Here is a 21107-nt window from a genome sequence, read left to right on the forward strand (position 1 = left end):
CGGCGACACGTCGGGCTACCAGGGCCGGATGCGCATCAACCTCGATGCCCGCACCCAGACCGCCTACGGCACGCTCCGCGCCTTCGTCCGCCTCGATGCCGGCGCCCGCACCGGCTATTCCGGCGTCGGCACCTCCGGCACGCAGGTCCGCATCGGACAAGCCTATGCGGGCACCGGTGTCGATGCCGCTGGACGCGACATCCAGCAGATGAACGTCGACAAGGCGTTCATCCAGTTCGCCGGCCTGACCGCCGGTCGCGCCTCGTCGTTCTTCGACTTCTACGCCCACGACTTCGAGTTCGCCGGTGCCACGGCGGGTTCGGACGTCGCCTCCACGAACCTGTTCGCCTACACCGCGACCCTCGGTAACGGCTTCTCGGCGACGCTGTCGGTGGAAGATCCCGTCTACCGCCGGACGGCGATCTTCGCGCCGACGGGGCCGGCAACCCCGCAGGCCCCGGTCATCGTGACCTACAATCGACTGGGCGCCCCGGTCGCGGTGTCCAACATCGACACCGTTCAGCGCAGCCGTCTTCCGGACTTCGTGGGCGCCCTGCGCCTCGATCAGGCCTGGGGCTCCGCCCAGCTGTCGGCCGCCTCTCACGAGCTGAACGTCGGGAACATCGCCACGAGCCCCGTTGCGGGCGCGAACGTCGCCGTCGGCCATACGAAGAGCGTCCAGGGCTGGGCGGTGCAAGGCGGCCTGAAGGTCAACGCGCCGTTCGTCGCGCCGGGCGACGCGCTGTACCTACAGGGCGCCTATGGCGATGGAACGCAGCTCTACACCGGATACTCGGCCTTCAGCGGCTCGTATCAGCAGAGTGCAGCCACGATCCAAGGCCAGAAATTCGTCCAGTTCTTCTCCGACGCGACGATCAATCCGCTCACCGGCCAGCTGCAGACCTCGAACAGCTTCACCGCCGTTGCGTCGTACCTGCACTACTGGTCGCCGGAATGGCGTTCGGCCATCTTCGGCTCCTATGGCGAGCAGAACTTCGCCAAGACCGCCCGCTTTGGCCAGGGTGTCGCCTACGGTGTCGTCGGTCTGACCGGCGCCAACTCTGTCGGCCTGCCGGGCACGCGCTTCTACCAGCTGAGTCAGGCCCTGCGCGACAACTACCAGTTCGTGGCAGGCGCGAGCCTGATCTGGTCACCGGTGAAGGACCTCGATATCGGCGTGGAAGGTTACTACACGCAGATCGGCCTGAAGAGCGGTCGGGCCATCGACCTCGACAAGGATCCGACGGCCTACTCGGCGGCCCGTATCACCAGCATCAACGCGGGTGGCCCGGTGCGCACCGCGACGCAGGACTCGGTGTCCTCGTTCCGCCTGCGCGTCCAGCGCGACTTCTGATCCGAGACGCCGGCGCCGGGATCACGGTCCCGACGCCGGCCCCCGTGCAAACCGACTCCCGGCCCGGCTTCGCGCCGGGCCTTTTTCGTGCCTGTGATTTGAATCGACCGGCTGATGAACACAGCCCGGCCGCCATGAATCGTCGGGCCACCGGGCGTTCGCACGGACACGCGCCACACGATTCACCGGGGCTTCCAATCCTCCGCGCGGAACAGGTCGCGCGCTTTGTCCCCCGCGCCGCGTTGCCGCCCCCGATCGGCGCTGATACGCCGAATGTCACTGTAATCTCCGCCGATTGCGGACTTCGACGGACCACGCTCGTCAGGGCGAAACAGAGTCCGGAGCAGCCCAGGAGCGGTAAGAGGTCCGGGGGGACGCCATGACCAGCACCGCCACGACAAGTCCAGTCCCGGCGCCGGCAGAGAGCCGGGTGGCGGAGGGTCGACCCGCCCGATTCTGGCCGGAGCGCTGGTGGCGGCTCGTCGACTTCAAGATCGGCATCATCCCGTTGCCGGTCTACGTCGTCCTGGCGGCGCTGATCGTGATCCTGGTCCAAGAAGGCGAGATCAAGCCCGACGGGCCGACCATGATCGCCGTGCTGGTCATGGGCGGCTTCACCTGCGCGGAGATCGGCAAGCGGATCCCGATCCTCCGGAACATCGGCGCCGGGGCGATCTTCGCGACCTTCATCCCCTCGGCGCTCGTCTATTACGCGCTCATCCCGCCCACGATGGTGAAGGCGATTACCGACTTCACCAAGTTCACCAACTTCCTCTACATCTACATCGCCACGATCATCGTCGGCTCGATCCTGGGGATGGACCGCGAGGTTCTGATCAAGGGCTTCCTCAAGATCTTCGCGCCGCTGGCGACCGGCTCTGTGGTGGCGGCGGTGGTGGGCACCCTGGTCGGAACGCTGCTCGGCCTCGGCCCCTACAAGACCTTCTTCTTCATCGTCGTGCCGATCATGGCCGGGGGCGTCGGCGAGGGGGCGATCCCGCTCTCCATCGGCTACGCGGCGATCCTCGGCCAGCAGCAGGGTGTGATCTTCGCCCAGGTCCTGCCGCCGGTGATGCTGGGCTCGCTCACCGCGATCATCTTCTCCGGCACACTCAACTCGGTGGGCAAGCGCTATCCCCACCTCACCGGCGAGGGCCGGCTCCAGCCCGACTCGGACGGCATCAAGTCCAGCGACGCCCAGGCCAAGTCCGAGGCGGCGCGGGGCCAGATCGATCCCGCCACGATCGGCGCCGCAGGGCTGACTGCGATCACGCTCTACCTGCTCGGCGTCATCGCCCACTACCTGGTCGGCCTCCCGGCCCCGGTGGCGATGCTGTTCCTGGCGGTCTTCGCCAAGCTCGCCAGCGCGGTCTCGCCCCATCTCCAGGCCGGCGGCTTCGTGGTCTACAAATTCGTCCAGGTCTCCATGACCTATCCTCTGCTCTTCGCCATCGGCGTGGCGCTCACGCCCTGGCACGAGCTGATGGCGGCGTTCACGCTGGTCAACCTGATCACCATCGTGTCGACCGTGGCGACGCTGATGGTGACGGGCTTCTTCGTCGGCCGCTGGCTCGGGATGTACCCGATCGAGACCGCCATCGTGAACGCCTGCCACAGCGGCCAGGGTGGGACCGGCGACGTCGCCATCCTCACGGCGGCGAACCGGATGGCGCTGATGCCCTTCGCGCAGATCGCGACCCGCATCGGCGGCGCGCTCACCGTGACCGGGACGATCATCGCGATGAAATGGATCGGGGTCTGACCGGCCCCGCAGGGAGCGTTTGAACATGGCCGGTGACCCAGGCGCCGTCGAGGCGACCCTCAAGTCCAGGATCGGTGCGATCCTCCGCGCGACGAGCGGCAACTTCCTGGAGATGTTCGACTTCTTCCTGTTCGGGTTCTACGCCACCTATATTTCGCGGGCCTTCTTCCCCTCGGGCAACGAGACCACCGAGCTCCTGCTCACCTTCGGCACGTTCTGGCTCGGGGCGCTGATGCGCCCCCTCGGGGCGATCGTGCTCGGTGCCTATATCGACCGGATCGGCCGCAGGCAGGGCCTGATCGTCACCCTGGCCATTATGGCGAGCGGCACGGTGCTGATCGCCTTCTGCCCGAGCTACGCCACGATCGGCGTCGCGGCGCCCCTGATCGTGCTGGCCGGCCGCCTGCTCCAGGGTTTTTCCGCGGGCGTCGAGATCGGCGGCGTCTCGATCTACCTGTTCGAGATCGCGACCCCGCAGCGGCGCGGCTTCTACACCTCGTTCCAGTCGGCGAGCCAGCAGGTGGCGATCCTGTTCGCGGCCTTGATCGGCTACGGACTGAACGCCTTCCTGACCAAGCAGCAGATCGGCGATTTCGGGTGGCGGATCCCGTTCCTGATCGGCTGCCTGATCGTGCCGTTCATCTTCTTCATCCGGCGCTCGCTGCAGGAGACGCAGGCCTTCGCCAAGCGGACCCATCACCCCGGCACCCGCGAGATCCTCGCCACGGTCGCGGCCAACTGGAAGATCGTGCTGCTCGGTATGATGCTGACCACGATGACGACGGTGACCTTCTACATGATCACCGTTTACACCCCGACCTTCGGCAAGAACGTCCTCAAGCTGACCGAGACCGACAGCCTGATCGTGACGCTGTGCGTCGCCATCACCAACTTCATCTGGCTGCCGGTGGGCGGTGCGCTGTCCGACGCGATCGGCCGCAAGCCGGTGCTGCTGACGATCTCGATCCTGTCGCTGCTGACGACCTACCCGGCCCTGCACTGGCTCGTGGCCGACCCGACCTTCGGCAAGATGCTGGCGGTCGAATTGTGGTTCTCGTTCTTCTTCGGGGTCTACAACGGCGCGATGGTGGTCTCGCTCTCCGAGGTGGTGCCGGCCCATGTCCGGGCGAGCGGCTTCTCGTTGGCCTACAGCCTTGCCACCGCGTTGTTCGGCACCGCCACCCCGATGGTCTCGACCTTCCTGATCGAGAAGACCGGCGACCGGGCCTCGCCGAGCTACTGGCTGATGGCGGCCGCCGCCTGCGGCATCGTGGCGACGCTCGCGCTGTTCCGGGGACGCCCGCAGGTCGAGCGCGTCCCGGCCCACGCCTGAGGAGTTCGGGTTCCCAAAGGGCGAGCCCTTTGGTGGGTCGTCAGGGCAAGGCCCTGACCGTCTCGGGCGCAGCATGACACCAGGGCTCCGCCCTGGACCCGCGAAAGGTCTCGACCTTTCGAAACCATGACCGGGCTCAGCTTTCCTGCCAGATCCGGATCCGCGCCTTGAAGGCGGCCCGGATATGGGCGCGCGCCGCGGCCTCTGCCGCGTCGCCGTCATGGGCGCGGATCGCCGCCACGATGGCGGCGTGCTCGGCGAGGGAATCCGCGGCGCGATCGGGGGAGGCCAGGGTCGTGGCGCCCGGTAGCAGCACCAGCGACAGGCGCATCGTCTCCAGCGTGCCCTGCAGGAAGCGGTTGCGCGCCGCTCCATGAATCTGCCGGTGGAACAGACGGTTGGTCCGCGCGAGCGCCGGCGCGTCGCCGAGCAGCCCCCGGTCCCGGGCGACCATCTCCTCCAGGATCTCGGTCTCGACCGCACTGGCGTGGATCGCCGCGAGGCGGGCCGCCGTCCCCTCCAGCACTTCGCGCATGTCGTAGAGCTCGCTGACCTGCCCGTAATCGAGCTGCGCGACACTGGCGCCCCGGTGCGGCTCGTGGGCGACGAGACCCTGCGCCTCAAGCCGTCCCAGCGCCTCGCGCACCGGCGTCCGGCTGATCTGGAACCGTTCGGCGAGCTCGGCCTCACGCAGCCGGCTGCCTGGGGCGAGCTCGCCCTCCTCGATCGCCCGCAGCAGGCGCTCGTAGGCGCCAGTGCCGCTGGACCGTTCCGCTTCGCTCGCCTTCATCCCCGGCTTCTCCTCCGGCTCGGCCTTAGCCCGAAACAGCGCCTTCCGGAACGCTTGCGGCAAATTGCATACAGGCGTATACAATCCTGTATCCGATGAGGAATGGTGAGGAGACGGAGATGCAGCGTTCGGGCGATGCGCAATGGGACGTGCTGGTGGTCGGCTCGGGCAATGCCGCCATGAGCGCCGGCCTCGCCGCCCTGGAACGCGGCGCCTCCGTGCTGATGATCGAGAAGGCGGAGCAGGATCTCGCCGGCGGCAACACCGCCTACACGGCCGGCGCCATGCGCTTCGTCTACGAGCGCACCGACGACCTGATGCCGTTGCTGGCCGATCCGGAGGATCCGCGCCTGCCGCGCACCGATTTCGGCGCCTACACGGCACAGAAGTTCGAGCAGGATCTCCTTGGCTTCAACGACGGCCGGCCGCTGTCGCGCGAGCAGCGCATCCTGATCGACGAGAGCGGCGCGGCTTTGCGCTGGCTCGGCACGCAGGGGGTGAAGTTCGAGCCGATCTATTCCCGCCAGTCCTTCGAGAAGGACGGGCGCTTCGTGTTCTGGGGTGGCCTGACGCTCGCCACTCACGACGAGGGGTTCGGCTTGGCCCGCGCGGAACTCGAAGCCTTCACCGAGGCCGGCGGGGAGATCCGCTACGGCTGCCCGGCCAAGGGGCTGATCGTTGAGGACGGACGCGTCGTCGGGGTGGAGACGCCGCAGGGCGCTGTCCGCGCCAAGGCCGTTGTGCTGGCCTGCGGCGGCTTCGAGTCGAACGCCGCGCTCCGGACGCGCTTCATTGGCGAGGGCTGGGACAAGGCCCGGGTCCGCGGCACGCCGCACAATCAGGGCGACGGGCTTCAAATGGCGCTGGATCTCGGTGCCAAGGCCCACGGCTTCTACGGCGGCTGCCACGCCACGCCGATGGATCTGCACACCCCCGATTACGGCAACCTCGAGCTGCCCCACGGCGAGCGCAAGCACTACCGCAAGATCTGCTACTTCCTCGGACTGATGCTCAACGCGAACGGTGAGCGGTTCGTCGACGAGGGCAAGGATTTTCGCAACTACACCTACGCCCAGTTCGGCCGCGCCATCATGGAGCAGCCCGGACACGTGGCGTGGCAGATCTTCGACGCGAAGGTCGATCACCTGCTCTACAGCGAGTACCGCTTCCACGACGCTCACTTCGTCGAGGCCGACACGCTGGACGGGCTCCTCGACAAGCTCGACGGCCTCGATCGGGACGGGGCGAAGCGGACGATCGCGGCGTTCAACGCCGCGGTGGACGCGGCGGTGCCGTTCGATCCGACCGTGAAGGACGGGCGCGGCACGAAGGGGCTGCCGCTGCCGAAATCGAACTGGGCGCAGACGATCGAGACCGGACCGTTCAAGGCCTATCCGGTGACCGGCGGCATCACCTTCACCTACGGCGGCGTCGAGGTCGGCGACGATGGCGGCGTGAAGCGGGAGGACGGCAGCGTCATTCCGGGCCTCTACGCCTGCGGCGAGATGGTGGGCGGCGTATTCTTCAACGGCTATCCGGGGGGCTCGGGGCTGACCTCGGGCGTGGTGTTCGGCCGGCGGGCGGGCTACGGCGCGGCGGCAGCGCGAGGCTGAACAAGTCTCGGATGAGCGCGACGCTCTCCCTCCCCCGCAGAGGGGGGAGGGGAAGCCGCGCGGACGCTCCGGCGCACACAGCGACCCACCGCCCCCTGTCCGTAACCCCGCGGCGGGCGTAGAACCCCGGGCATGCCCCCCCGACAGGCCGTCTTCACCATCACCCGCGGCGTCCCGTTCCTGCCGACGCTGGCGGACGCACTACTCTCCGGCCGGCTCGTCGGGCCGGTGGCGGACGATCCGCTGGCGCTCGCCGCCGTCACCCTCTACCTGCCGACCCGCCGCGCCGCCCGGGCGCTCTCCGCGATCCTGGCGGACCGGCTCGGCCGCGATGCCCCCGGGCAAGCCACCCTGCTGCCGCGGATGATCCCCCTCGGCGAGGCCGACGAGGCCGAACTCGACCTCGCCGCCGAGCCGCTGCTCGAAGAGAACGCCGATCCCTTGAGCGCCCCGATGGCGCCCCTGGAGCGCCGGCTGATCCTCGCCCGCCTCGTTCAGGCCTGGGCGAAGACGGTGGATCGCACCCTGCTGCCGCTCGATGCCGAAGTGCCGTTCCTCGTCCCGTCCTCCCCGGCCGACGCCGTGGGACTCGCGGGCGATCTCGAGCGGCTGATGGACGCGCTGACCGTCGAGGGCCTGCCCTGGTCGGAGATCGGCGCCGCCGTGGAGGCCGAGTATTCCCGCTACTTCGGCCTGACCCTCGACTTCGTGAAGATCGCCGCCGAGAACTGGCCGAAGCTGCTCGCCGAACGGGGGCTCGCCGATCCCGTCGCCCGCGCCCGTGGCCTCATCCTGGCTGAAGAGCGACGCCTGTCGCGCGGCGTCACGCAGGACCCGGTGATCGTCGCCGGTTCGCTCGGCTCGGTCCCCGCCACCGCCCGGTTGATCGCCGCCGTGGCGAAGCTGCCCCGGGGCGCCGTGGTGCTGCCCGGTCTCGACCTCGACCTCGACGCCGCCGGCTGGGACGGCATCGACACCGGCGAGGGGTTTTCGCGGGTCATCGCCCATGGCCACCCACAGGCGGTGCTGCACCGGTTGCTGGGCCCCGAAAACCTCAACCTCGCCCGCGCGGAGATCGTCGCCCTCGGCGAGCCCGATCATGGCCAAGCGGCCCGGGCCGCCCTGCTGTCGCAGGCGCTGCGGCCGGCCGACACCACCGATGCTTGGGCGGCCCTCGACCCGGCCGGGCGCGACGCCGACGCCCGCCTCGGCCTGGACGGGCTGGCCCTGGTTGAGGCCGCGGACGAGCGGGAGGAGGCGCTGATCGTCGCCGTCGCGCTCCGCGAGACGTTGGAGACGCCGGGTGCCACCGCCGCCCTGGTCACGCCGGACCGCGGACTTGCCGGCCGGGTGGCGGTGGAATTGCTGCGCTGGGGCATCGTCGCGGAGGATTCGGCGGGCTTGGCGCTCGCCGGAAGCCCGGCAGGCCGCCTGGCGCGGTTGACGGGCGAGCTCGCCGCCGACCTCGCCCGCAATCAGGCGGACGCGATCCCGGCCCGGCTGATCGCGCTGCTGTCGCATCCGATGGTCCGGCTCGGCCTGCCCCGCGCCGACGTGGTGCGGGGCGCTGCGGCCCTGGAGATCGGCCTGCTGCGCGGTCCGGTCCCGGCACCGGGCTTTTTGGGTTTGCGCACGGCGCTGGCGGCGGAGCGCGCCGGGCCGCCGGAGCACCGGCCCCGGGCGAAGCGCCGCCTCAAGGATATCGACTGGGATCTCGCCGCCGACCTGCTCGACCGGCTGGACCTCGTCTTCCGGGATTTCCCGGGGCCGGACGGGGCGGGCGATTGCGACCTCGTCGAGACGGCCACCCGCCATCGGGAAGCCTGCGATCGTCTGGTCGCCGGGCCGGAGGACGCCCCCGAGGCGGAGGCGGATGGATCCCTGTCCTGCCTCGACGCCCTGTTCGATGACCTCGAGATGGCCGCGCCCGGCCTGATGCCGGGGCGGTTCGACGATTACGCGACCTTCTTCACCTCGCTCGCTCGGGAGCGCATGGTCGGCTGCTCGGGCGAGGTGCCGCATCCGCGGCTGCGCATCCTCGGCCTGCTGGAGGCGCGCCTGCTGTCGGTGGACCGGGTGGTGCTCGGCGGCCTCGACGAGGGCGTCTGGCCGGTGCGCACCCTGACCGACGCGTTTCTCAACCGTCCGATGCGCGAGCGGGTCGGCTTGAATCCGCCCGAGCGTCGGATCGGCCAGATGGCGCACGACTTCGTGCAGACGCTGGGCTGCCAGGACGCAGTGATCACCCGGGCGCTGAAGCGCGATGGCGCGCCGACCGTGCCGTCCCGGCTGATCCAGCGTCTGCGGGCGCTCGCTGGCGACCCGAACTGGGACGTAGTGCTGGCGGCGGGGCGCCGTTTCGCTGGTCTCGCTGCCCGACTCGATGCCGCCCCGCCAGAGCCGCGGCTGAAGCGGCCCGCGCCGAAGCCGGACCCGGCCCTGTTCCCGCGCTCGCTCAGCGTCACCGAGATCGAGACGCTGGTGCGCGATCCCTACAGCATCTTCGCCCGCCACGTGCTCGGGCTCGATCCCCTGGACCCGCTGGCGGCGGCGCCGGGCGTCGCCACCCGTGGCTCCCTGGTCCACGAGGTCTTCGCCGCGTTCGCCCGGCGCCACCCGCGCGAACTTCCAAGCGATGCCGCGGAGCGGCTGTTCAACCTCGCGGTGAACGCGTTCGGCGATATCGAGGCGGAATACCCGAACCTCTACGCGGAGTGGTGGCCGCGCTACCAGCGGATGGCCGCGGCCTATCTGGATTGGGAATCCCAGCGCCGGCCCGGCCTGACCCAGGTCCATCCGGAGGTGTCGGGGCGCTGGGTGATCCCGATGGGCCGGGAGAGCTTTACGCTGCGCGCCCGGGCGGACCGGATCGAGCTGCGCCCGGACGGCAGCGCCTGCATCGTCGATTACAAGACCGGCGCCCCGCCCTCGGCGAAGATGATCTTTTCCGGATTCTCGCCGCAGCTGACCCTGGAGGCGGCAATGCTGATGCACGGCGCCTTCACGGATCTGCCGAAGGTCAAGGAGACGCCCGACCTGCTCTACATCCACGCGTCGGGCGGCCGGAAGCCGTTCGTGCCGATCCCGGTCAAGCCGCCCCGGGGCGAGGCGCGCGACGTCGCCGCGATCGTGGCCGAGCATGCCGAGCGGCTGCGGGGGCTGGTCGCCCGGTTCATGACCGGGGAGGCGGCCTACACGGCCCGGCCCTATCCGCAATTCGCCAGCAAGTATGGGTCCTACGACCATCTCGCCCGGGTGCGCGAATGGTCGCTCGCCGGGGAGGAGGGCGGGGAGTAACCGCCCTCGGTGCCGAGATAGATCCCGCCCGCGCCCTCATCCTGCGGTGCCGGAGCGCGGCGGAGGCCTCGAAGGGAGCGTCCAGATCGTGCTGCGATCCCTGGAGCTCTCCTTACGTGGCGGCTTCGCCGCACCTCAGGATGAGGGCGCGGGCGAGAGGCGCGTTTTCGATCTTAGAAGAACGCCTGCAGCCCAGTCTGCGCCCGGCCCAAAATCAGGGCATGGACGTCGTGCGTGCCCTCGTAGGTGTTGACCGTCTCGAGGTTCTGGGCGTGGCGCATCACATGGTACTCGCCCATGATGCCGTTGCCGCCGTGCATGTCGCGGGCGGTGCGGGCGATGTCGAGGGCCTTGCCGCAATTGTTGCGCTTGATAAGGCTGATCATCTCCGGCGCCATCTTGCCCTCGTCCATCAGCCGCCCGACCCGGAGCGAGGCCTGGAGGCCGAGCGTGATCTCGGTCTGCATGTCGGCCAGCTTTTTCTGGACCAATTGCGTCTGTGCGAGTGGGCGGCCGAACTGCTTGCGCTCCAGGGTGTAGTTGCGCGCCCGGTGCCAGCAATCCTCGGCGGCGCCCATCGCCCCCCAGGAGATGCCGTAGCGCGCCCGGTTGAGGCAGCCGAACGGGCCCTTCAGGCCGGAGACGTTCGGCAGCAGCGCGTCCTCGCCAACCTCGACGCCCTCCATGACGATCTCGCCGGTGGTGGAGGCGCGCAGGGACAGCTTGCCCTTCAGCGTCGGGGCCGAGAGGCCCTTCATGCCTTTCTCCAGGATGAAGCCGCGGATCGCGCCCTCATGGGCCTCGGACTTCGCCCAGACTACGAAGACGTCCGCGAAGGGCGCGTTCGAGATCCACATCTTGGCGCCCGAGATCCGGTAGCCGCCGTCGATCTTCTCGGCCTTGGTCTTCATCCCGGCCGGGTCCGAACCGGCATCGGGCTCGGTGAGGCCAAAGCAGCCGATCCATTCCCCCGAGGCGAGCTTCGGCAGGAACTTCTGGCGCTGCTCCTCCGAGCCGTAGGCGTGGATCGGGTACATGACGAGGGAGGATTGCACGCTCATCATCGAGCGGTAGCCGGAATCCACCGCCTCGACCGCCCGCGCTACGAGCCCGTACGCCACATAGGAGGCGCCGGCGCAGCCGTACTCCTCCGGCAGGGTGACGCCGAGCAGTCCGAGTTCGCCCATCTTCCGGAACAGGCCCGGATCGGTCTTCTCGTCGGCGTAGGCCTCGACGATCCCGGGCAGGAGCTGCTCCTGCGCGAAGCTCTGGGCCGCGTCGCGGATCGCCCGTTCGTCCTCGGTGAGCTGGTCCTCCAGCAGGAACGGATCGTCCCAGACGAAGCGCGGCGAGGCCGGGGCCGAGGGGGAGGCGCTGCCCGGGGGGCGCATCGGAGCGTTCATGGGAATCCTCGCCTGCAGAGGTTGCGTGGAGCCTCGCGGGCTCGCGCTTGGCGACACATTAGACCCGTGCCGGCCGTCGTCCAACGCGCGCGGTGACGCCGGGACCCGGTCGTCACGCCCGGCCGAGGAGCATCAGCCACGCTAGGGTCGTGAGCGGTGCCAGAATGGTCGAGACCAGCACGGAGGCCGCCACCATCCCGGTCTCGGTCCGGTAGCGGGCCGCCAACAGGTAGGCGTTGATCCCCACCGGCATGGCGGCGAACAGGGTGGCGACACCGGCATAGGCAGGCGGCATCGAGAAGACGTGGAAGGCCAGCACCCAGACCGCCAGCGGGTGCAGGAGGTTCTTCAGCAGCGCGATCACCAGGGCGCCCTTGAGATCGAACAGCACCCGATAACGCTTCAGGCCGGCGCCGAGCGCCACCAGCGCGCAGGTCGAGGCGGTACCCGCGAAGGCATCGATCAGGGACCGGACGATGCCGGCCGGCGCGACGCCGAGGCCCTTCATCGCCATGCCGATCAGGAGGGCCACGAAGATCGGGTTCTTCAGCAGAACCAGGGCGAGGCCCCGGATCCGCGCCAGGATCGGAAGGCCGGAATCGGACTCGATCAGGAAGGTGGCGCTGCCCATCATCAGGGGCAGGTGGACGGCGAGCAGCATGAACAGCGGGAAGGCGCCGTCCTCGCCGTAGGCCTGGAGGATCATCGGCACGCCGACGAACACGGTGTTCGACTGGCTTGCCGCGAAGCCGTGCAGGATCGCGCCCCGCCGCTCGATCCCGGCACGTCGCCGGGCGATCAGGGTGCCGACGAACCACGACAGGCCGGCGCCGCCGAAATACGAGACCCAATAGGACCACGCCACGGTGCCGCTCATGCCGGGCTTCGTCAGCGTGGCGATGATCAGCGCCGGGACGGCGACCGCGAATACGTATTCCGACAGGCCGTCGCTGACCTTGTCGGAGAGCAGCCCCGCGAGCGCCGCCGCCCAGCCGATCAGGACGATCCCGAAGATCGGGGCGATGATGGCAATGGCGTTCACGGATCCGGGCGGTGTGCTGACGTGCGGGGTCTCGGCCCATAGCACGCCAATGCCGCCTTCAGCCTCGGCGCCGGAAGAATGGGGTGCCGGCGCTCGCCGCTGGGGACGGCCCGCGCGCCGGCCTACTTGCCGTCCAGTACCTGAATCGGGTTCGTGCGCTGGCTCGCCGGGGGTTCCTTGGTCAGATTGGTGCCGCTCTCCCGCTGCGCCTTCACGTCCCGCGGCGAACCCGGTCCGCCGACGGCTTGGCCGCCCTCGTTGCTCTGGGTCGGAACGGTGCCGGAGGCGAGTTCGAGGCAGGTCACCATCTCGACGTAGGAGGGGTAGCCGCCCGCCTTGAACTGATTCTGGCACTGCCGCTTGGCTGCCGGGGTGTAGTTGCCCCAGTGCCGCTCGGCCTCCTTCTTGGCCTCCCGCTCCGAACGGAGGCAGCCGTCATAATTGGCCTGATCGCTGATCGACGTGTTGGCGACCTGGGCCGACTGGCAGGTCCGCTCGACGTCGAGGTTGGGCACCGCATCGGCGCGGGCGGCGGATGGCGCCAGTGCCAGGGTCAGGAGGGCGAGGGAACCGGGCACCATCGCTCGGAAACGGGTCGTCATGACAGGGGGCTCGCGGTGAGGGGCGGACTGCCCCGACGGGTTTGCCGGCACAACGCGCCAGAAGCCCGTTCGGCACCACGGGCCGCCGCAGGTCAGCCCGCGTGGGAACGGCGCAGGGCCCGGTCGAGGTCGGCGAAGAGATCGTCCGTATCCTCGATACCGGTGGAGAGGCGCAGCAGGTCCGGCGGGCAGGGGCTGCCTGGACCCTCCACCGAGGCCCGGTGCTCGATCAGGCTCTCGACGCCGCCGAGCGAGGTTGCCCGCTTCCACAGCCGCACCCGCGCCGCCGTCGCGATGGCGCCCGCCTCGCCGCCCGCGACCCGGATCGACAGCATGAAGCCGAACCCATCCCGCATCTGCCGGCGGGCAATGGCATGTCCGGGATCCTCCGGGAGCCCCGGATAAAGGACGTGGGTCACGGATGGGTGCCCGGTCAGCCGCTCGGCGAGCCGCAGGGCGCCTGCCGATTGGGCCGCCGCCCGCAGGTGCAGGGTGCGCAGGGAGCGCATCAGCAGATAGGCCTCGAACGGCCCCAGGATGCCACCGCTGCCCGCGCGGATCCCGCGGATCCGCGCCCAGAACGCGTCCTCCCGCGCAGCCGCCAGCACGCCCGCCACCACGTCGGAATGACCGTTGAGGATCTTGGTGGCCGAATGCATCACGATGTCGGCGCCAAGTTCCAGCGGGCGCGTGTGCACCGGCGAGGCGGCGGTGGAATCGACCGCCAGGTGCGCTCCGGCGGCATGAGCGATCTCCGCGGCGGCAGCGATGTCGGTGACCGTCCACAGCGGGTTGCCGGGCGTCTCGATCCAGACGAGCTTGGTCTTTCCGGGCTCGATAGCGTGGCGCAGGGCGTCGCGGTCGTCCGTGTCCACGAAGGTCAGGGTCAGACCGCGCCGGGGCGCCTCCTCGCGCAGCCAGCGCTTGAGTGCCCAGTACATGACGGTGCCGGCGACGACGTGATCGCCCGGCTCCAGGGCGCCGAACACCGCGGTGGCGGCTGCCATGCCGGAGCCGAACAGCAGGGCGCCGGCTTCCGCGCCCTCCAGCATCGCCAGAACGGACTCGGCCTCGCGCACCGTGGCGTTGTCGGGCCGCGCGTAGCAATAGCCCGAACTGTAACCGTTGTCGGGATCGCGGATGAAGGTCGTGGAGACGTGGAGCGGCATCACCACCGCCCGGGTCTCGGGCTCGATCCGGCCCATGGCCTGCGCGGCGAGGCTTCTCCGCGCGAAAGCCGGTGTACCGTCGGGCTGTGTATCCGCCGGCCCCTCTGGCGCGTTAGGCTGTGACATCTGGCGATTCCCGGCGGATGGAGAGGGGCGCGTGCCACGGGCCGTCGCCCTCGGCAACCCGCCCTCGGAGACGGATGTCATGATCACCGCCACACAGGTGCCCGAGGGCTCTGCCCTGCCGCGCTGGCTCCGGCTCGCCGCCGCGATCCTGCCGGTCGCGGTCACCGCGGCGATCGGCTCGGTGGCGACGCAGGCCGAGATCCCGGGCTGGTACGCCAGCCTGAACAAGCCGGCCTTCAACCCGCCGAACTGGGTGTTCCCGGTGGCCTGGACAATCCTCTACACGATGATCGCGATCGCGCTCTGGCGGCTCATCGGCGCCATGCCGCGCACCGGGCCGAGCCGGGAGGGCTGGTGGCTGGCGCTCGCCGCGTTCCTGATCCAGATCGCCCTCAACGCCGCCTGGACGCCGGTGTTCTTCACCGCCCACGCGATCGGCACCGGGCTGGTCGTGGTGGCGATGCTGCTGGTGATGGTGCTCTGGACCATCCGGCTCACCTGGCGGTTCGACCGGCTCGCGGCCTGGCTGCTCGTGCCCTATGCGGTCTGGGTGGCCTTCGCGACGCTGCTCAACGCCGCGATCTTGCGGATGAACTGAGCGGGTCTCAGGGCAAGCCCTCCAAGCTGTTTGGGCCGGCGACGAGGATCGCAATGCGTGGCTCCAACGATCGGAAAGAGTACCACCCCCATCCCTGGCCCCTCCCCACAAGGGAGACGAGAACGCCCTCGACTCCCGTCCCGGTGCTTCCGCAAACACCTTAAGCGGGCTGGGCTCAGTGCCCGCTGCTCGCCGATTCATCGCCCGCCGGCTTCCCGTCGTCCCGGGCGCGGTGGAGCAGGAAGATCGCGAACACCATCGTGAGGATCAGCCCTGCGAGAACCCCGAGTTCGATCATCGAGGCCTGGAACAGCGCCTGCTTCTCGGGCGACCAGTCCTTGGCGTGCATGATCTCCGAGGATTGCAGGGTGATGACCAGAACCCGCCGGATCGAGGCGATCAGCCCGACGATCAGGAATGGCTCGCAGGTCAATGTGCCCGACCGCATCGAGACCCGCACCGTGTGCAGGATCTCGATCAGCATCAGCAGGAACAGCAGCCGGTCGACCACCTCCAGGATCTGCTGGGCGCTTCCCAGGGCCTTGAAGGCATCCAGGGTCAATCCGGCCGCATCGATCAGCGCCACGAGCGCGGTCATCGCCAGCAGGAGCCCGAGTGCTGCGTAGATCGTGTGCTCCGTGTGGAGAAAGATCGTGCTGGCGATCTTCGTCAGGCGACCCTGGTCCTCGGTCTCGTGCGGCATCATACCCCCCGGAAGTATCCGGTGAAGATAAGCGTCTGCGCCGTACGTCCAGTCCGGCGGAACGTGATCCTCAGTGGAAGAACGGCAGCGCGTGCGGCGCGAGGTAGCCGAAGCCGAGGAGCGTCGCCCCGGCAAGGCCCAGGAAGCCGCCGGCAAAGACCAGCAGCGTGATCCCGGTGATCACCTCCGCGGAGGCCAGCACGATGCCGATCTGGAACGCCGCCGAGGCCAGCTCGTAATGGTGGTAGCGCAGCAGGGCGAGGTCGCGCCGGCCTTCGGAGGCCTTAGCCTTGTCGGAGAGTTCCCGACGGCCCTCGCCGGTCGCCGGTTCCGAGTCCCAGCGCGCCAGGGTCTTGGCCCATTCGGCGCGCTTGGCCGCGATCGCGTCCTGGTTCGGGCCCGGCGGTACCAGCGCCAGGGCCTCGTCGGCGGTCTTGAGCACGGTCGAGCGGATCGTGCGGGCCTGGAAGTAGGCCCATTGGTTGGCGGCCTCGACATTGGCGCCGATCGACTCCGTCTGCGACGCCTTGCCCAGGGTCTCGCTGAAGGCGAGGAACAGCGCCAGGACCGAGATCAGCAGCGCCACACGCTTGTTCGAACCTTCGACCGCCCCATGACCACCCGACATCGCTGATCGCTTCCCCGCTTGATTCGTCGGCGGGAGTCACAGCGCATCGCGGCCCGGTGCGCAATGCGGATCGCCTATTCCGCGGCGATCCGCGGCGCCGGGTGACCGTCATTGGCCGGATGCGCCGGGTCGAAGGCGACTTCATCCTCCGGATCGTCGCGCTCGCCGACGAAGCGGCTGAAGACCCGCTTCAGCAGGCGCGAGAGGTCGTCCATCAGCACGAAGAACGCCGGTACGAAGACCAGCGACAGCACGGTGGAGACGAGCAGGCCGCCGATCACCGCCACCGCCATCGGCGCACGGAACTCGCCGCCGATCCCGTAGGCCAGGGCGGAGGGCACCATGCCGGCCGCCATGGCGATCGTGGTCATCACGATCGGCCGGGCGCGCTTGCGGCCGGCATCGACGATCGCCTCGTTGCGATCGACCCCGGCGCGGATCTGCTCCACGGCGAAATCCACCAGCATGATGGCGTTCTTGGTCACCACGCCCATCAGCATCAGGATGCCGATCACCACCGGCATCGAGATCGGCATGTGGCAGATCAGGAGCGCCAGGATCGCGCCGCCGATGGAGAGCGGCAGCGAGAACAGGATGGTCAGCGGCTGCAGGAAGTTGCCGAACAGCAGGATCAGCACGCCGAACACCATCATCAGGCCGGCGCCCATGGCGAGGGCAAAACCCTCGAACACCTCGCCCATCACCTCGGCGTCGCCCGTCTGGCTGATCGTCACCCCGGGCGGCAGGTTTTTGGCGGCGGGCAGATTCATGACCTGCTTGATCAACTCGGCCAGCGCGTCCGAGCCCTGCATGTCGCCCTCCAGCGCCACACGCACCGCGCGGTCGTAGCGGTCGATGCCGGTCGGCCCCTGGCCGAGGCTGATATCGGCGACGGTCGCGAGCGGCACCGCGGCTCCACCCTTGACCGGCACCTTCAGGGTCTCGAATTCGGAGAGCCGGCCGCGCAGGCTTTCGGGGAGCTGCACGCGGATCGGGATCTGCCGGTCGGTGGCGTTGAACTTGGCGAGGTTCATGCCGATGTCGCCGATCGTGCCGACCCGCACGGTCTCCGCGATCGTGTCGGTGGAGACGCCGAGATCGGCCGCCACAGCGGGTTTCGGACGGATCCGAACCTCGGTGCGATCGAGCGGCGCCGTCGACATGACGTTGACGAGGTGCGGGATCTGCTGCGCCTCGCGTTGAAGCTTGGCGGCGACCTCCGCGACCACCGCCTTGTCGGGGCCTGCGATGATCAGCGCGAGGTCGCGCTGCCCGTTCTCGCGGAGTGCCCAGAAACGGAGATCCGGCTCCTCGCGCAGGATCGCGGAGACTTCGGCATCCACCTGCTTTTGGGTGCGATGACGGGTGTTCTTCGGGGTGAGGTTGATGGTCAGGCTGGCGAGCCGCACTTCTTTCTTGCCCGGCAATTGCCGGCCGCCATCGACGAAGACACTCTTCACCTCGGGCAGTTCGCGGATCTTCGCCTCGATCCGATCGCTCACCCGAACCGTGTCCTGGAGCCGCGCGCCGGGCGGCAATTCGAGGACGAACAGCGTGCGCGCCTGATCCTCCGCCGGCAGGAAGCCTGCGGGCAGCAGGCCTGTGGAGGCGATCGAGGCGGCAAAGCACGCGATGCCGAGCACCAGCGTGATGAATTTGTGCCGTACCGACCACGCCACGAGGCGGGTGTAGCCGCGCATGATGAAGCCGTCGCGCGTGTGGTCCGGCCCGTGGTCGCGGAGGAAATAGGCGGCGAGGAGCGGCGTGATCAGGCGGGCGACCAGGAGCGACATGAACACGGCGGCCGCGATGGTCAGGCCGAACTGCTTGAAATACTGGCCGGCGATGCCGCCCATGAAGGATACGGGCGAGAAGATCGCCATGATGGTCGCCGTGATGGCGATGACCGCCAGCCCGATCTCGTCGGCGGCCTCCAGGGCGGCCCGATAGGGCGACTTCCCCATCCGCATGTGGCGGACGATGTTCTCGATCTCCACGATCGCGTCGTCGACCAAGATGCCGGTCACCAGCGTGATCGCCAGGAGGCTGACGGCGTTGAGCGAGAAGCCCAGCGCACTCATCACCCAGAAGGTCGGCAGCACCGAGAGCGGCAGCGCCACCGCGGCGATCAAGGTCGCCCGCCAATCACGCAGGAACAGCAGCACGACCACGACGGCGAGGGCGGCGCCCTCGATCAGGCCCATCATGGCCGAGTGGTAGTTGCCGATCGTGTTGTCGACGCTTGTGTCGATCAGGTCGAAGCGGACGTCGGGGTTGGCGGCGTGGAGCGCCGCGATCTTCCTGGCGACGCCGACCGAGACGTCCGCGTCGCTGGCGCCGCTGGCCCGGGAGATCGCGAAGGCGACCACCGGCTCGCCGTTGAAGCGCGCGAAGGTGCGGGGCTCCTCGGCGGTGTCGGAGAGGGTCGCGAGCTCGTCGAGGCGGACCTTGCGGTTGCCCGGCATGACGATCGAGGTCTTGGCCAGCGTCTCCAGGCTCGCCGAGGCGGCGAGCGCCCGGATCGATTGCTCCTGGCCGCCGATCTCGGCTCGGCCGCCGGCCATATCGGCGGAGGTCAGGCGCAATTGCCGGTTCACGTCCGCGGCGGTGATGCCCAATGCCAGAAGCCTGTCGGGCTTCAGGGTGACGCGGATCTCCCGCGCGACGCCACCCAAGCGCTCGACGCCGCCCACGCCCTTCACGCTCTGGAGCCCGCGGGCCACCACGTCGTCCACGAACCACGATAAGTCTTCGGGCGTCATGGCGGGCGCGGAGGCGCCGTAGACCATGATCGGCAGGCCGGCGATCTCGACGCGGGAGACGATCGGCTCGTCGATGGTGCGCGGCAGGTTCTGGCGGATCTTGGCGATGGCGTCCTTGACGTCGTTGGTCGCCCGATCCTGGTTCACCTCCAGCCGGAACTCGATCGTGGTGGTCGAGATGCCCTCCGTGATCGTCGAGAGGATGTGCTTGACGCCCTTCACGCCGGCGATCGAATCCTCGACCCACTTGGTGACCTGGGTCTGAAGCTCGGCCGGCGCGGCCCCCGACTGCGTGATCGTCACTGCGACGATCGGGATGTCGATGTTGGGGAACCGGGTGATCGGCAGTGAGCGGAAGCTCACCAGCCCGAGGATCATCAGGACGAGGAACAGCACCACCGACGGGAGCGGCTTGCGGATTGCCCAGGCGGAGACGTTGAGGCGCATGGCTCGGTCCTACCGGGGGGCCGCATCGGCGATCGGCGTCGCCTGGGGGGCGGCCATCGGCGTGCTGGCCGGTGCCGACACCGCCCGCACCCGGTCGCCGTCGCGGAGGAAGCTGCCGGCGCGGGCCACGACGTCCTCACCCGCCGCGACGCCCGAGCGCAGTTCGGTGAACCCGTCCGCGGACAGGCCTGTGTCAACGGTGCGCGCCTCGACGCGCCCATCCTTCGCCACCAGCACGCTGGCGCGGCCGTCCGCGGCGTAGAGCAGGCTGGAGACCGGGACCGCGACGCCGGTGCGGCGTGCGACCTCCACGGTGCCGCGGGCGAAGGCACCGATGCGCAGGGCCGGATCGTCACCGAGCCGGATGCGGACCTTTCCGAGGCGCGTCGCCCGGTCGACCTCGGGGTAGACTCTGCGGACCTTCCCCTTGAGGTGCCGGCCGTCATCTAGGTCGAGGCTTGCCGGGTCACCAACCTTGATGCGCGCCAGCGAGGTCTCGGGTACCTCGCCCTCCAGTTCGATCTCGCCCCGGGCGATCAGCCGGAACAGGGGCTCCCCGATCGCGGTGGCGGTGGCGCCGATCCGGGCGGTGCGGCGGTTGACGATCCCGGCCTCCGGCGCGCGGATGTCGGCGCGGGCGCGCCGCAGGGCGATCTCGGCCCCGGCGGCCCGGGCGGTGGCGAGGTCGGCCTGGGCCGATTGCAGGCCGCCCTTCGCGGCGGCGAGGCGGCCCTCGGCCCCCTGCGCCGCCGAGACGCGCTGCTCCAGCACGGCCGCGGTGGCGTTGCCCGTCTTGGCGAGCGCCTGCGCGCGTTCCAGCGCCTGCTTGGCCTCGACATTGGCGGCTTCCGCCTGGACGATCTGACTCTGCGCCTGGACGATGGAGGCCTGCGCGCGGGCGATCGCCGCCGCGTTCGAGGCCTCCTGCGTGGCGATCATCTCCAGCGACAATCGGGCGAGCACCTGACCTTTCGTGACGCGGTCGCCCTCCTCGACGAGCAACTCGGTGATGCGTAGCCCCTCGACCTCGGGGGAGACGAGGATCTCGTCCCGGGGCACGAGCGTGCCGGTGACGACCGCCCGCTCGACGATCTCACGGCTCTCGGCCGGAACGACGGTGACGGCGGGCGCGATGGCGGCGGCATCGGGTACGGCGGCGCTCTCGACGGCCGAAGCCGGCGCCGTGGCGAGAACCGCGAGCCCGCACAGGAGGCCGAGGCGGGACGCACGCCAACGGAAGGATTTCACGACGGGCCTCGCAGTCGGCGCTCGATTGATAAAGCCAGTCCCTCGCCGAGTAGGCCGGCGATTTCATGGCGCAGGTTGCCCAACCGAGCTGAGTATAACGCCGCCGGACAAGGCCGTCGCCGGATAGGCCGCCGCATGTCACGCCCTGAACAGAGGAGCCGCTTTTCCAGCCTTTGTCCTGCAACCCGCGGCGGATCGCGACGTTGTCGGAACAATGGACTTCTCACGAC

The 21107-nt window shown here is 69.4% G+C and carries 15 protein-coding genes; 6 read left to right on the forward strand and 9 right to left on the reverse strand.

Annotation, left to right across the window (positions count from 1 at the left end; genetic code table 11):
• The 3 genes from MKK88_RS09665 to MKK88_RS09675 all read left to right on the forward strand — a co-directional run.
• On the forward strand, window positions 1-1354 hold a 1354-nt coding region (locus tag MKK88_RS09665; protein ID WP_243999113.1), incomplete at its 5' end, for a porin.
• Window positions 1355-1733: 379 nt separating this feature from the next.
• Window positions 1734-3116: a 2-hydroxycarboxylate transporter family protein gene (locus MKK88_RS09670; protein ID WP_243999115.1), complete on the forward strand. Its 1383-nt coding sequence runs from the start codon at window positions 1734-1736 to the stop codon at window positions 3114-3116.
• A 25-nt stretch (window positions 3117-3141) separates the two neighbouring features.
• Window positions 3142-4449: an MFS transporter gene (locus tag MKK88_RS09675; RefSeq protein ID WP_243999117.1), complete on the forward strand. Its 1308-nt coding sequence runs from the start codon at window positions 3142-3144 to the stop codon at window positions 4447-4449.
• A 136-nt stretch (window positions 4450-4585) separates the two neighbouring features.
• On the opposite strand, the gene MKK88_RS09680 is transcribed toward MKK88_RS09675, so the two are convergent.
• Entirely contained in the window at window positions 4586-5239 is a 654-nt protein-coding gene (locus MKK88_RS09680; protein WP_243999119.1) for a GntR family transcriptional regulator, read from the reverse strand.
• Between the two features lie 119 nt (window positions 5240-5358).
• Here MKK88_RS09680 and tcuA point away from each other — a divergent pair, with 119 nt between their 5' ends.
• Both tcuA and addB read left to right on the forward strand, forming a co-directional pair.
• Entirely contained in the window at window positions 5359-6852 is a 1494-nt protein-coding gene (gene tcuA / locus MKK88_RS09685) for an FAD-dependent tricarballylate dehydrogenase TcuA (protein ID WP_243999121.1), read from the forward strand.
• A gap of 132 nt (window positions 6853-6984) precedes the next feature.
• On the forward strand, window positions 6985-10149 hold the full coding sequence (gene addB / locus MKK88_RS09690; protein WP_243999123.1) for a double-strand break repair protein AddB: 3165 nt from the start codon (window positions 6985-6987) through the stop codon (window positions 10147-10149).
• Window positions 10150-10322: 173 nt separating this feature from the next.
• On the opposite strand, the gene MKK88_RS09695 is transcribed toward addB, so the two are convergent.
• The 4 genes from MKK88_RS09695 to MKK88_RS09710 form a co-directional block, all read right to left on the reverse strand.
• A complete protein-coding gene (locus tag MKK88_RS09695) occupies window positions 10323-11552 on the reverse strand; it encodes an acyl-CoA dehydrogenase (protein WP_243999125.1) in 1230 nt (409 codons plus the stop codon).
• A 112-nt stretch (window positions 11553-11664) separates the two neighbouring features.
• Window positions 11665-12594: an AEC family transporter gene (locus MKK88_RS09700; protein WP_243999127.1), complete on the reverse strand. Its 930-nt coding sequence runs from the start codon at window positions 12592-12594 to the stop codon at window positions 11665-11667.
• A 122-nt stretch (window positions 12595-12716) separates the two neighbouring features.
• The gene (locus MKK88_RS09705) at window positions 12717-13196 is read right to left on the reverse strand and encodes a hypothetical protein (RefSeq protein WP_243999129.1); all 480 of its coding nucleotides are present in this window, start codon (window positions 13194-13196) and stop codon (window positions 12717-12719) included.
• A gap of 92 nt (window positions 13197-13288) precedes the next feature.
• The gene (locus MKK88_RS09710) at window positions 13289-14491 is read right to left on the reverse strand and encodes a trans-sulfuration enzyme family protein (protein WP_243999131.1); all 1203 of its coding nucleotides are present in this window, start codon (window positions 14489-14491) and stop codon (window positions 13289-13291) included.
• A 79-nt stretch (window positions 14492-14570) separates the two neighbouring features.
• Between MKK88_RS09710 and MKK88_RS09715 the strand changes: the two genes are divergently transcribed.
• On the forward strand, window positions 14571-15089 hold the full coding sequence (locus MKK88_RS09715; RefSeq protein ID WP_243999199.1) for a TspO/MBR family protein: 519 nt from the start codon (window positions 14571-14573) through the stop codon (window positions 15087-15089).
• A 175-nt stretch (window positions 15090-15264) separates the two neighbouring features.
• On the opposite strand, the gene MKK88_RS09720 is transcribed toward MKK88_RS09715, so the two are convergent.
• From MKK88_RS09720 to MKK88_RS09735, 4 genes are all read right to left on the reverse strand, one after another.
• Window positions 15265-15792, reverse strand: coding sequence for a phosphate-starvation-inducible PsiE family protein (locus MKK88_RS09720; RefSeq protein WP_243999201.1), 528 nt, complete (start codon window positions 15790-15792; stop codon window positions 15265-15267).
• 70 nt (window positions 15793-15862) lie between these two features.
• Window positions 15863-16420 (reverse strand): DUF4337 domain-containing protein, encoded by a 558-nt coding sequence (locus MKK88_RS09725; protein ID WP_243999133.1) that lies wholly within the window; start codon window positions 16418-16420, stop codon window positions 15863-15865.
• A 74-nt stretch (window positions 16421-16494) separates the two neighbouring features.
• Window positions 16495-19629 carry an efflux RND transporter permease subunit gene (locus MKK88_RS09730; RefSeq protein ID WP_243999135.1) on the reverse strand — a complete coding sequence of 1045 codons (3135 nt, stop codon included), beginning with the start codon at window positions 19627-19629 and terminating at the stop codon, window positions 16495-16497.
• Window positions 19630-19638: 9 nt separating this feature from the next.
• On the reverse strand, window positions 19639-20877 hold the full coding sequence (locus tag MKK88_RS09735) for an efflux RND transporter periplasmic adaptor subunit (RefSeq protein WP_243999137.1): 1239 nt from the start codon (window positions 20875-20877) through the stop codon (window positions 19639-19641).
• Window positions 20878-21107: the final 230 nt, after the last annotated feature.

Source organism: Methylobacterium sp. E-005 (assembly GCF_022829725.1).
GTDB lineage: Bacteria > Pseudomonadota > Alphaproteobacteria > Rhizobiales > Beijerinckiaceae > Methylobacterium.